The sequence below is a fragment of the Methanomicrobia archaeon genome, from assembly GCA_011049045.1.
GTDB lineage: Archaea > Halobacteriota > Syntropharchaeia > Alkanophagales > Methanospirareceae > JACGMN01.
In genome coordinates this window covers 17,725-29,597 of the sequence record DSCO01000067.1, presented here as the reverse complement: position 1 = coordinate 29,597, position 11,873 = coordinate 17,725, and the positions used below count along the sequence as shown (strand labels likewise).

The following is an 11,873-nucleotide window of genomic DNA, read 5'->3' as shown; positions in this document are numbered from 1 at the left end:
TTTTTTATTATCGGCTGTATAGACACCTTGCAGATAATGCACTCCTGAAGAAATACTCCCCGGGAGATGTCCTTCTGCATCTAGCACGGCTGTACCGGCTCAAAATACAGGATCGCTGGCTTAACGCGGAGATACCAAAACAGACCAGGGATATACTGGGGAAGCTGTGCATACCTATTACGTAAAACAGGAGGAGTTACGGGTTAATTGCCCGGGACAAGTCCGTATAGGTGCTGCAGCAGTCGTATGTGCGTGCGTTACGTGGCTTCTCTGCGGATGGTGACCAGTTTTAACCCCCGCCCATCAGGGCATTCACCCGGGACCTCGCCAATAACCTCAAGGATAGTGCAGCGGTCGCCCGCTTTAAGCCCCCGGGGGTGGCAGGTGTTAAAGAGTTCGCAGTCTGATCCAGCGCAATTTGGCGGCTCAAAAACGACCTTCGAGTTCTTGAACGTGTATGCGGATTCAATCGCAGCGGTTATCAGCGCTTCCTTCACCTCCACCACACAGACACCGTCTTCATGAATGTAGCAGTCATGCTTGACATCGTTTCTAACGACTGCGACTCGATACCGGCGGTCCAACTCCAGATTCGCACAGGCGTTCTTCAACTTACACTCCTCGCACTTCTTCGAGACCCCGAGGAAGATGAACTCTTCACCAACCTTTGCAATCTTCGCACCCAGCAATGTGACGACACGTCCCTCCTCCATTCTCTCTTCCCCCCCTTTTGCTAACCTCTCCCACAGACCTTCCATTTTTCCTCGCTCTCTCTTTTACTCGAGCACCTGCGTCACCACTGCAAGTCGTTCCGCAGCCTCGTAGGTGAGTCCGGAATCACCCAGGATGGTGTACCTCCCGGGATTGATCGTGTGCGCGAGCGTGAGTGCCTGGATAAGCTCATCGTCGTGAACGCCCAACTCTTTTGCGGTAGTTGGCGCGCCGATATCCTTCAACACGCTCCGGATATGCTGCCAGTTCTCGCCATAGAGGTGGGTCATCATGATGGTGCCAATGCCACACTGCTCCCCGTGCAGGGCGGGCCGCTCAGCGACCATATCGAGCGCGTGGCTAAATTTATGCTCGGAGCCAGAAGCTGGGGCAGAAGAGCCTGCTATGCTGATCGCGACGCCACTGGAGACCAGGGCCTTGAGCACGGTTCGTACAGAGGGCTCGTCTCGCTGCTTTATCTCCTTGACGTTCTCGATGATCATGTTCGCAGTCATTCCGGAGAGCGCGGCGGCGTAGCTACTGTAGTCCGCGTTCCGTAACCGGTGTGCGAGCTGCCAATCCTTAACGGCCGTGTAATTGGCGATGATATCGCCGCAGCCCGCGGCAGTGAAGCGGTAGGGTGCGGCAGAGATGATCGCGGTATCAGCAACGATCGCGAGTGGCGCGTGTGTGGGTACGGATACGGGTGGTTTAGTTCTGTCCTCGTTCTTAATTGACGCTCGCGGCGACGCGATCCCGTCATGAGAGGCGATGGTGGGGATCGAGATAAAGGGTATACGAAGCTCAAAGGATGCAATTTTGGCGGTATCAATGACCATCCCACCGCCGACGGCGAGCATGACATCTGTCCTCTGCTCGGTTGAAACGGCCTTCACGGTCTCGATGGTCTCATAACTGATACGCTCCACTTCGATCAGATCGACCTCGTAGCCCGCATCGTTCAGGAGTTCACAGACCGTTTCGCCTGCTATTCTCCGCGTGATCGAGTCTGCAATGATGTCGGCCTGTTTCCCAACCTCGAGGTGCTTGCAGATCGTGCCAATCTCCTGCACGGCGTCCCGCTCAATCAAAACTGCCCGCGGCAATTCCATCCACTTCATAGTGCTCCACAGTATCGCTCAGTATTCCTTTCTGACCGCTAGCTTGATTATTTTTGGAGCCGCAGTTAGATAAATATATAACTACGCCAAGCGCCCCGCGTGCGCAGACCTTACTCCAGATAGCTCACGGTATACGATCTGGTTCCCAGCCGTAACTGCTCGGCAAGAGCGAACTGGATCTCGCTATGGACGCCCATGGCTTCTGCGTCTGGTCCCGCAGCGGCTTGAATGAGCTCGAAGGAGGCTTGCTCGATGCTGACAACATCGCGGGATGCGAGCGCGCCAAGATCAGGAATGAACGGCCGCTGTTGAACGATGCAGTCGCACGTGGTCGTAACGTCCGTGAGGAAATTGATGAAGCAGATGTTATTCGCGAAGTGCTTCTGGATCGCATTTGCCGCTTCGATCAGCGCGGTCATGTACTGCTCGTACCAGCCATGGGGGCGGTGCATCGCACCGGTTGGACAGGCTTTGATGCAGCGCGCACAGCCAACGCAGCCCTGAGGATCGATCACGGGGTCGTCGTCCATCTGGATGAACGAATAAGGACAGGCCTCGATGCAGCGCGGGCACTGCTCGCACTTCGTTTCGTCGAATTCGGGTATTGAGAACCGGTGCACCGCTCGCTTACCGTTCTTCGTGCAGCAGCCCATGCCCAGATTCTTGAGTGCACCCGCATAGCCCGTGCTCGGATGCCCGGTGCAGTGCGTTACGGTCACGAGGTAATCAGCCTCGTAGATCGCCTGCCCGACTTCAATCTCTTTCACGAGTTTGCCACCGGTTCCTATCAGCACACCGGATTCGCCGGTAAGGCCGTCGGCGATGATGACAGGCGCGCCAACTGTAGCGAAGTTGAAACCGTTCTGTCGTGCGGTATTGAGGTAATCAACAGCATTGTGGCGATCGCGCGTGTACAGGGTCGTCGTATCGGTCAGAAACGGCGTTGCACCAGCAGCTCTGATTGCCGCCACGAGCTCACGCACGAACGGTGGGCGAATGAACCGGTAGTTGATGAGCTCACCCATATGGAGCTTCACCGCGACCAAGGCGCCCGTTTCCAGCTCGCTAACTCGCTCAAACAGATCACGAATCTGTTCGGGGCGATAGAGGTTCGCAAGCCGGTATACGTCCGTCATGACAGTACGTAAGAGTACCTCTGTTTCGTTAAGAGCTTATCTTCACCTCGCATCGGAATCCCAGAATCCCAATACCATAGAACAAACAGGACGGCTAAAAATCGGTCAGCCGCTTCTGCTGCAATATTCGGCTGACTCGCTGGAAGTCACGCAATCGGGCAGGTATCCCTTCCTGCGCTCGCAGTCGCGTATCGATGAACTGCAGCGCCTCCTTCTGTGTCGCGAACCGCTCGCCAGGATGCCTGAAGGCGTCGCGTGCAGTTTCGCGGACGACCCAGACGCCGAGTGGCACGGAATACTGGGGATGGATCTCGCGGAAGACCACAACGCCCGCCTGCCGTCTCATCCGGTGTAGCGCCTCTGCAACGGCGAGCCGCGCCGCGTAATACCCGCCGCCTTCGTTCTCCGCGTACTTCTTCCGGCCCATAAAGCCCTCGTATTCCTCGCAGATCACCGGACGCTTACTGCGCGCATCGCTCCAGACGGAGCCCGGGAACCAGGCCTCGAAATTCTCGTACTCGAAGAGCGTTGGCATGAGCAGCACGAGAAAGTGATTGTCCATGTACGACGATTCATAGACGTAATAGTCGTCGATGGTCGGGAACCCCCGGATCTCAGGCGCGAGCTTCTTGAATATGATATCGTCCGTGGCCGTAATGCTCCAGCGGGTCGGGACCATCCGCTGCGACTGACGCAACCCCAACGCACCAGAAGAGAGAATCGTCGCCACCTTGTAGACGTCGAGGCCCAGCTTATAGAGACTGTTCGCAGCTTCGAACGCTTTGAGCTCGTCGGTCACGACGCGATCAACCTGCTTCGGGATCTTCGGGCTCCCCGCCACGTGCAGGCGCTCCACGTTCACGCTCGCGCCGATCGGTCGCAGGAGATCAGAGAAGGTGAGGTTGAACGAGGGCTTCTTCGTGAACGTTAGCTCGATGTCCACCGGTTTCGTAGCCAGCGCGAGTTCGGTCACGTCCGAGACAAAGTTCGATTTCGATTTGATGTGCTCGCCGTGCTTCGACCGCAGTGTGGCACTGCGCAGCTCCACGATCTCGTCCATGCCAAGTCTCTGCGCGAACCACTGGCTCGGCTCCTCGAACCGCCCGAGTTCCAGGTCCGCTTCCCGTGGTTCTAACACGGACATCGGGCCGACTCTGACATTCGGATAGCCGATGCGGCCGACGAAGATCGAAGTTGACGGCCCGAAGTATTCTGTGGTATTGGCGAACTCGGCGTATCTCGTGCGTTTGCGCAATGCGGCGAGCAAGGGGCACGATTGACGACCGCACAGCAACCGTGAGCCCTTACAGACGATACACAGGCGGTGCATTCAGTACTCGGTTCTTAGATTACTTCGGGCGCATATCTAAGTATAAGTAAGCTCAGTAGCAGCCATTTATGGCTGAGCGGACAGAAGAAATAACCGGAAAGCGGGTTATGTCTCAGCAGACAAAAAAGGAGCGCGTGCTCTTTATTTGCACGCACAACTCGGCACGATCGCAGATTGCCGAAGGGTTTCTCAACGCGCTCTACGGCGACCGGTACGAGGCGTACAGCGCAGGGACTGAACCTTCTAACGTGCATCCCTACGCCGTTACGGTCATGGCCGAGCTAGGGATCGATATCTCAAAGCACCAGGCAAAGAGCGTGACTGAATTCATCGGCACGAATTTTGATTACGTCGTTACTATCTGCGACGCGGCACGGGAAACCTGTCCGTTCTTTCCCGGTGCCAAAGAGCGCATCCACCAGGGCTTTGCAGACCCCGCGACGTTCGAGGGGACGGACGAGGAGCGGCTCAGGGGCTTTCGGCGAATACGGGATGAGATAAAGGCGTGGGTGGAGATGCGGTTTAGGCGCAGAGATAACGAGGAGTGAAAACGATTCCCTGAGGATTGAAACATTCTCGCGACGTTACCCCGTATTCCTCAGGTATCAGCCTGGGATCCAGCCAGTGAGCTTTTATGCCCTGTCTGCGATCACTGATAAGCTCCTTCAAATACGCATCATAAAGCCTCATCCATCCATCTATTTATTAATCCCCTTGCCTTCTCAATATCCTGTGTGCTTGCTCGAACGGCCAACCTCCTTTTATCAATAACTGCGTCAAACCTAACTCAGAAACGGAAAGATGCAGAAAGCGACGTTCGGTGCAGGCTGCTTCTGGGGCGTTGAAGCGGCCTTCCGCTGCGTGAATGGCGTACGTGAGACGTCAGTGGGCTATATGGGCGGCACCTTAGAGTATCCGACGTACGAGGATGTCTGCACCGATCGTACGGGCCACGCTGAGGTGGTGGAAGTCGTCTATGACCCGTCCGTTGTTTCATACGACGAGCTGCTGAACGTCTTCTGGCGTATCCACGACCCGACCCAGCGTAACCGCCAGGGGCCGGATGTCGGTACGCAGTACCGCACAGTTATCTTCTACCATACGCCGGAACAGGAACAGAAGGCTCGCGCCTCCCGAGAGCGGCTACAGCAATCAGGTAAGTACAAAAATGAGATCGTAACGGCGATCCAGCCGGCAATGACGTTCTGGCGTGCGGAAGAATACCATCAGCGGTACTTCGAACGACGCGGGCTCAGACCCTGCAGATAGCCGTGATCATTGCTTCCCGCCCCGCTATACGAACTTACTGCACGTTACTAGCAAAGCCGTGAAGAATCGGTGGAAACAGTACAGTTGTTGAGGTTTGCAGAACATAGCCCGCGCTACCTGGACCGACCTCGGCGAGATTCTCAGCTCCTACGGCGCTTCATTCACTTACTTCGGCTGGGGCAAGGTCTTCCGCAGTACTGATTTCGGCATCTCGTGGGTTGATCTGGGCGTCATTGCCTCTTCGCCTATCCATTCCTCATGCTATCTCGGGCACGGCATTGCAGTCATCGGCGATGATAACGGCCATATCCTGCGCTCGACGCCCGCATTCGGGTTCGGCGATTTCAACCCGTACCAGGCAGAGCTCCTGCTGCAGTTCGGGTGCCTCGGCGCGATCACCAGCAACGGCACCTCGTACCATACCTCGCGCCCGGGAACGGCAGCACGCAGACGAACGAGATCAGCGTCCGCGTGCCGCGTGCTGGGGTCCTCCGCAACCTCTACTTGCAGCAGCGCGTCGCCTCCGGCGCGGGCGGCCGCACCGACAGCTACACGGTCCGCGTGAACGGTGCGGACAAGACGATCACCTGCACGCTCGATAACAGCACTACCGGTGAAGATACTACGCACGCGGTATCGGTTGCACAGGGCGACGCGGTGAGCATCAAGCTCGTGTCGAATGATGCTGCGGATGCGAGTGAAGATGTGAACGCTACGCTCGTGGTTGTGTGAGCTTAGAAGTGAAGAAGCGCGCAGGTCTTTCTCTGCGTGTTACCGCTTTCTTCTAGCTTTATACCGCAGCCTGTGCGGAAGGTTCGGACGAGTTCCTAGCGACCATGAGTTGAGCATGCACAAAGTCGAAAGTCTTATCTGTGGCATCCTTCCTACCGTATCACGTTAGTCTACCGCACCCGTGGACTTGCCGGAGCTGCGGTGGGAGGTGAAACGATGAGAAGCGAAAGAAGAAGGATTTGGAACTGTTTGCTATTTGCGGTACTCCTGACAGTGCTGGCGTTCGTGAGTGGTGGCTGTGCATCAGCAGCAGTAACGCACTATGTTAATCCCGGTGGATCAATTCAAGCAGCAGTAACCGCCGCTGATCCTGGCGACACGGTCATCGTGCGTGACGGGACCTACATCGAGAACGTGGAGGTGAATGTGGCGAACCTGACCTTGCGATCAGAGCATGGCTCCGCGTTCACCACGGTGTTTGCCGCGGCCAATACCAGCGATGTATTCCGCGTGACCGCAAACTCGGTGACAATCACGGGATTCACCGTTCGAAATGCAACCGATGTGGCAAGTGGCATACAACTTGACTCCGTTCATCACTGCACCATCTCAGGTAACAATGTTTCGGACAACTATAGAGGCATTATCCTGTATTCTTCGAGCAACAACACGCTGACGGGAAACACCGTCAACTCGAACAGCTACCACGGCATTTGGCTGTTAGGATCGAGCAACTACAACATACTAACGGGCAATACCGCTTCGAACAACCGCCACGGCATTTTCCTGCAGTCTTCGAGCAACAATAATCTGACGGACAACTCCGCTAACTCGAACATCGGTTTCGGTATTATCCTGTATTCTTCGAGCAACAACAATACGCTGGCGGGCAACATCGCTAACTCGAACATTGTCGACGATGGCATTAACCTACATTTTTCCAGCAACAACACGCTTACCGGCAACACCGCTAACTCGAACAACCGCACAGGAATTTACCTGTATTCTTCGGGCAACAACAAATTGACGGGCAACACCGCTAACTTGAACAACTGGGACGGCGTTCGCCTGGATTCTTCGAGCAACAATAACCACATGTCGGACAACACCGCTAACTCGAACAACTGGGACGGCGTTCGCCTGGATTCTTCGTGCAACAACACGCTGACGGGTAACACCGCTTCAAACAATTACCGCGGCATTGAACTGGATTATTCGTGCAAAAACAATATTCTGACGAGTAACATCGTTTCAGACAACATCTACGGCATTGAACTGTATTCTTCGAGCAACAACAACACGCTGACGGGTAACATCGCTAACTTAAACAATAACAGCGGCATTTTATTGTCTTCTTCATGCAACAACAACACTCTGGCAAGTAACACCGTTTCAAACAGCATCTACGGCATTGAACTGTATTCTTCGAGCAACAACCTTATCTATAACAACTACTTCAACAATACGAACAATGCGGTGGACAACAGCAACAACATCTGGAATAGCACTAAAATTTCAGGGATAAACATTATTAACGGCTCCTCTCTCGGCGGCAACTACTGGAGTGATTATAACGGAAGTGATACTGATGGTGACGGACTCGGAGATATATCGGTTCCCTACAATTCTTCCGGCAATATCGTAAACGGCGGCGATTGGCTGCCGCTCGTAAAAGCAGGAGCACCACCGGGTAGATGGGACATCAACGAAGACTGTACCGTGAATTTCATAGACCTGACGATACTATCCGCACACTGGCTTGAGACCACGACCGCACCATTTCCACGCTACGATATCAACGAGGATGGTGTGGTTAACTTCATTGATCTAGCGATACTATCCGCACACTGGCTCGAAACGACCTGCTGAGCTACGAATAAGATGGTGTTCGTGGACAGCACCCAGCAGCAAGCGGCACGAGGATTGGATACCGGCGATCACGTTTAGGTTGGATTGAAGAGATTCTTTAATCAACTTTTCTTCTGAAGAGAAGGTGGTGGATACCGGCGTTACGGCTATTCTGAGATCTATGGGCTTCAGGGGGTAGCACGCAATAATCCGCTACAGAGTAGGGTAAAATTGCGGGGGGCGTGATTCGAACACGCGGACTCCTACGAGACAGGGTCCTAAGCCCTGCGCCTTTTCCAAACTCAGCAACCCCCGCTTTATTCGTGTCTCTGTCTTCTGTATCCTATTCTACAAACATATGAGGTTAGTTCCTTCGGCATGTTCTGGTTTTACCTGCAGGGGGTCCCGAACTTCTATTTAAACCGCACGAACCGCTCCGGCACGCCTTTGAACTTCGGATGCTGGATGTACTCCAGCGCCGTACCTTTTGCTTTATCGATCTGCATCCACGCGATCAGCTCCTTGAACGAACCGCCAGCGAGCCCATCAGCGACGATGGCATAGCCCTGCGCGGTCTCCTTCGTCCTCGACGCGCCTTCCAGGAACCCGAGCGGCCGCACCGCAGCGTACTCTGACAGCCGTGTTATTAGCTCGTCCGCGATCCCCGGCATTTTCGTCCAGCGTCCCGAAAGCAGGATCTCTTTCGGCTCGTTCACGGATACGGTCATCTCCGCCACCGCTTTCTCGATCCCTTCCAGCATCGCCTCGAATGCGATCTCGTTCTTCTCGCCGCGGCGGCTGACAAAGGCATCCGGATCCATCTCGCCGGTGATGGAGACCACGCCGCCTTCAAAGGTGTCTTTACGTTCCCATGTGCCGATCAACTGCACCAGTTCGGCATCAACCGCGGAGAGCGTTAAATACCCGATACCCGGGAAGTTCGTGCCACCGATCCCATCAACGATCCGGCCGCCGTCGACACCGATGACCGCGTTATAGCCGAACCCGAGCTCAACGAGGATGAACGAAACGGCCTTATACGGTAGTTCAAACCGGTTCGATTGGTCGTGGACGCCGAGCACCGCTACCGCTAACTTGTCCGCCGTGCCCATGTCCAGCTTATTCAGCTTCCGGTAATAGGGCACCGTCGGTAGCTCGATCACGCCCGGGATGAAGGTCACCGGGAACTGCTCGCGCCGCATCCAGACCGAGAAATCGGTCATGTTCTTGTAGAGTATCGCGCCGAAGATACCCGCCTCGATACCCTTCAGGATGTCCGCCTTCGTCGTGAGCAGGATATAATTGTAGTACCACTCCTCGAAGCTGTCTGCTGGGATCTCATCGATCCGCGTGGGCTCCACACCGTAACCGGACGGTCCGGTGATGAGATCTGCGGGTAACGCCTCCTGGAGCGCGTCGTGTATCCGCTCAGGCTCGTTCACCAGGTCGAGATTGTCGAGCGGGTTCTCGTAGTACACCACGCCATCCTCGATCGCGCAGATATCCATGCTCTTCGTGCCCGGGTCAATACCAATTGCTCGTGTCATTTCATGCACCAGTCTAAGGGAACTAAAACGCGGGAAACATTTATATCTTACCGTTGGCGAGTGTATACAGGAGAAGCTCATGCGTATCACGGTTTCTGCGCCTGCACGGCTCCATCTGGGTGATCTCGATCCCTTCGCGCTCGGGCGGTTCGGGTATGCGCCCGTGCTCGCGATATCAGAGCCCCGGACGATCATCGAGGCGGAAACGGCTGAAACGCTCACCATTGAGGGTCCAGCAGCCGAAGAGGCGCGCACCTACGCTCAGCGCGTTCTGGACGCCTTCGCGCTCGCCGGTGCACGGGTGACCGTGAAGGCAACCGCACCGCGCAATCAGGGCTTCGGCTCTACCACGCAGCTCAGCCTCGCCGTGGCGCGAGCGGTGACGAAAGCGCACGGGCTTGATGTTCCACTGCTCGAGCTTGTGAAGGCCGTGAAACGCACCTCAACCGGGGGCATCTACCCGTTCCTGCAGGGTGGCTTTGTCGTCGCCGGCGGGTTCCCCGTCAAACATGGCGAGCGCGTGTGGCTGAGAGAAAAGCCGCTGATCCCGCCGCTGATCTTCCATGCGGATTTCCCGGAGGACTGGCGGTTCGTCTTAGCCCGCCCGCTGGTGGCGCCCAAGAGCCCGGATAAGGAGGCGGAAGAGGAAGCATTCGGCTCGTTACGTGAGCATGAACCGCCGGCTGAGCTCATTCATAAAGGCTACTTCCTGCTCGCGGCGAAGCTGATACCCGCGGTGCTCGAAGAGGATGCTGAGGCGTTCGGAAAGGCGTTGACCGGGATCCAGATGACCGTAGGCCGTATCTACCAGCCGGTGCAGGAGCAGATCTTCAATCCCGCTTCGCAGTGGTTGATCCCTCTCCTGAACCGGAGCGGCGCCCTGGGCATTGGCCAGAGCTCATGGGGACCGACCGTGTATGCCTTCATCGATAGCCCGGCAGCCGCAGACCGCATTGCTGAAACGATCAAAACAGAGGCACAGGAGCGCGCGGACGTAACGATCGTCAGTGCTGACAACACCGGTGCACGGATTGCCACCGCTTAATTAGAGCGCCATCTTCATCGCCTTCAACTTCTTCTGGATGAGTTCATCGGCGTTGAACCCGGGCCACTGCACATGGTCCAGAACCGTGCCGCGTGCGCCCCGTAATTCAAGCGTGTCTACCAGGTCGCTGTACGTACCGCCGGCGAGTCCGCTCGCGAGCAATGCCGCGCCCTGCGCCGCCTCTTTGCTCTTATCCGCGTAGCCCGCGAGCCTGCGTACCGGTATCCCGAACCGGTTCAGATGCTCGACCAGACGATCATACATCCCGGGCACGCGTGTGAGCCGTCCGGAGAGGATGAGTTCCGCGGGCGGGGCCGGTTCGAAGACGGTCAATTCCATGGCGACCGCTTTAACCACGCCCTCAGCGAGGCTGTTCCAGGCAGTGGCGAACCGTGCCTCGTCCAGCCGGGTCACGTACTCCTCAGGTGGAATGACGTCCCCGGCAGCGTAGGCGATACCGCCGAACCCGAGTTGCGCCTCGCTGAAGCTGCCCAGAGTATGCGCGATCTCCAGATCCATCGCGCCGATCGTCAAATACCCGGGCCCGGGGAAGATGGTGCCGCCAATACCGTCGATTATCTTGCCCTGCGCGATCGCCATGACCGCATTGAATCCGAAGCCTAACTCCAGCACCAGCAGGTTCGCGGCACGGTAATCACCACCCTCTCGGTTGACGTAGTCCCAGAGCGCAAGCGCGGCGATGCAGGTCTTATCTGCAGTCCCCATATCCACCTTGTTCCGCTTACGATACGCGGGCACCGTCGGGAGCTGGATGACGTTCGGCGTGAAGAAGACGTTCAGATTCAGCTCCTGCTGCATCATGATGAACTGCCGGATAGCGATATCAACCTCCGTATTCTTCCCGAGCGTCGCCTGCGCCAGCTCCAGATCGGTCAACGCCGATATGTGCGTTACCGGTAAGCCCATTGCGGATGGTCCGACAACGACATCGGCTGCCACGTCCTTAACGACGCTGAGCAGGCTCCGCGCAGATTTCGCGACTTCACTTGTGGGTACAGACGCCTCGTGAACCGCTGCGGTACGCTCGTCATCGAGCCAGCAGAAATCAAAGCTGCTCGTGCCGGGATCTATTCCTAACGCTCTCATAAATGCTCAAGCCTCCACGTTGGTTAT

12 protein-coding genes and 1 tRNA gene are annotated in these 11,873 nt (G+C 56.3%); 6 read left to right on the top strand and 7 right to left on the bottom strand.

Features of this window, described 5'->3' with window-relative positions:
• Window positions 1-257: 257 nt before the first annotated feature.
• The 4 genes from ENN68_09815 to ENN68_09800 form a co-directional block, all read right to left on the bottom strand.
• Window positions 258-713 (bottom strand): UPF0179 family protein, encoded by a 456-nt coding sequence (locus tag ENN68_09815; GenBank protein ID HDS46352.1) that lies wholly within the window; start codon window positions 711-713, stop codon window positions 258-260.
• Between the two features lie 63 nt (window positions 714-776).
• A complete protein-coding gene (locus ENN68_09810; GenBank protein HDS46351.1) occupies window positions 777-1,823 on the bottom strand; it encodes an NAD(P)-dependent glycerol-1-phosphate dehydrogenase in 1,047 nt (348 codons plus the stop codon).
• A 119-nt stretch (window positions 1,824-1,942) separates the two neighbouring features.
• The gene (locus ENN68_09805) at window positions 1,943-2,968 is read right to left on the bottom strand and encodes a DUF362 domain-containing protein (protein ID HDS46350.1); all 1,026 of its coding nucleotides are present in this window, start codon (window positions 2,966-2,968) and stop codon (window positions 1,943-1,945) included.
• 94 nt (window positions 2,969-3,062) lie between these two features.
• Window positions 3,063-4,298, bottom strand: coding sequence for a hypothetical protein (locus tag ENN68_09800; protein HDS46349.1), 1,236 nt, complete (start codon window positions 4,296-4,298; stop codon window positions 3,063-3,065).
• Window positions 4,299-4,405: 107 nt separating this feature from the next.
• Between ENN68_09800 and ENN68_09795 the strand changes: the two genes are divergently transcribed.
• The 5 genes from ENN68_09795 to ENN68_09775 all read left to right on the top strand — a co-directional run bounded on the left by ENN68_09795 (window position 4,406) and on the right by ENN68_09775 (window position 8,168).
• On the top strand, window positions 4,406-4,846 hold the full coding sequence (locus tag ENN68_09795) for an arsenate reductase ArsC (GenBank protein ID HDS46348.1): 441 nt from the start codon (window positions 4,406-4,408) through the stop codon (window positions 4,844-4,846).
• A 253-nt stretch (window positions 4,847-5,099) separates the two neighbouring features.
• Window positions 5,100-5,567, top strand: a complete 468-nt coding sequence (msrA, locus tag ENN68_09790) for a peptide-methionine (S)-S-oxide reductase (protein HDS46347.1) — start codon at window positions 5,100-5,102, stop codon at window positions 5,565-5,567.
• Window positions 5,568-5,661: 94 nt separating this feature from the next.
• On the top strand, window positions 5,662-6,132 hold the full coding sequence (locus tag ENN68_09785) for a hypothetical protein (GenBank protein HDS46346.1): 471 nt from the start codon (window positions 5,662-5,664) through the stop codon (window positions 6,130-6,132).
• Window positions 6,072-6,299, top strand: coding sequence for a hypothetical protein (locus ENN68_09780; GenBank protein HDS46345.1), 228 nt, complete (start codon window positions 6,072-6,074; stop codon window positions 6,297-6,299). Before ENN68_09785 ends, ENN68_09780 begins: the two co-directional genes overlap by 61 nt.
• A 216-nt stretch (window positions 6,300-6,515) precedes the next feature.
• Window positions 6,516-8,168 (top strand): hypothetical protein, encoded by a 1,653-nt coding sequence (locus tag ENN68_09775; GenBank protein HDS46344.1) that lies wholly within the window; start codon window positions 6,516-6,518, stop codon window positions 8,166-8,168.
• A gap of 211 nt (window positions 8,169-8,379) precedes the next feature.
• Here ENN68_09775 and ENN68_09770 read toward each other — a convergent pair.
• Window positions 8,380-8,463: transfer RNA gene (locus ENN68_09770), tRNA-Leu, on the bottom strand.
• A gap of 97 nt (window positions 8,464-8,560) precedes the next feature.
• Complete coding sequence (locus tag ENN68_09765; protein HDS46343.1) at window positions 8,561-9,889, bottom strand: DUF1464 domain-containing protein; 1,329 nt, start codon at window positions 9,887-9,889, stop codon at window positions 8,561-8,563.
• Here ENN68_09765 and ENN68_09760 point away from each other — a divergent pair.
• Complete coding sequence (locus ENN68_09760; protein HDS46342.1) at window positions 9,654-10,739, top strand: hypothetical protein; 1,086 nt, start codon at window positions 9,654-9,656, stop codon at window positions 10,737-10,739. The two genes, ENN68_09765 and ENN68_09760, sit on opposite strands and share 236 nt — an antisense overlap.
• Here the strand turns inward: ENN68_09760 and ENN68_09755 are convergent, their stop codons facing one another.
• Window positions 10,740-11,846: a DUF1464 domain-containing protein gene (locus ENN68_09755; protein ID HDS46341.1), complete on the bottom strand. Its 1,107-nt coding sequence runs from the start codon at window positions 11,844-11,846 to the stop codon at window positions 10,740-10,742.
• Window positions 11,847-11,873: the final 27 nt, after the last annotated feature.

Coding starts and splice junctions, on each gene's coding strand:
- msrA (HDS46347.1), top strand. CDS start 5,100: ATGCAGAAAGCGACGTTCGGTGCAGGCTGCTTCTGGGGCGTTGAAGCG.
- ENN68_09815 (HDS46352.1), bottom strand. CDS start 713: ATGGAGGAGGGACGTGTCGTCACATTGCTGGGTGCGAAGATTGCAAAG.
- ENN68_09795 (HDS46348.1), top strand. CDS start 4,406: ATGTCTCAGCAGACAAAAAAGGAGCGCGTGCTCTTTATTTGCACGCAC.
- ENN68_09810 (HDS46351.1), bottom strand. CDS start 1,823: ATGGAATTGCCGCGGGCAGTTTTGATTGAGCGGGACGCCGTGCAGGAG.
- ENN68_09775 (HDS46344.1), top strand. CDS start 6,516: ATGAGAAGCGAAAGAAGAAGGATTTGGAACTGTTTGCTATTTGCGGTA.
- ENN68_09760 (HDS46342.1), top strand. CDS start 9,654: ATGCTCTTCGTGCCCGGGTCAATACCAATTGCTCGTGTCATTTCATGC.
- ENN68_09800 (HDS46349.1), bottom strand. CDS start 4,298: ATGCACCGCCTGTGTATCGTCTGTAAGGGCTCACGGTTGCTGTGCGGT.
- ENN68_09765 (HDS46343.1), bottom strand. CDS start 9,889: ATGATCGTCCGGGGCTCTGATATCGCGAGCACGGGCGCATACCCGAAC.
- ENN68_09755 (HDS46341.1), bottom strand. CDS start 11,846: ATGAGAGCGTTAGGAATAGATCCCGGCACGAGCAGCTTTGATTTCTGC.
- ENN68_09805 (HDS46350.1), bottom strand. CDS start 2,968: ATGACGGACGTATACCGGCTTGCGAACCTCTATCGCCCCGAACAGATT.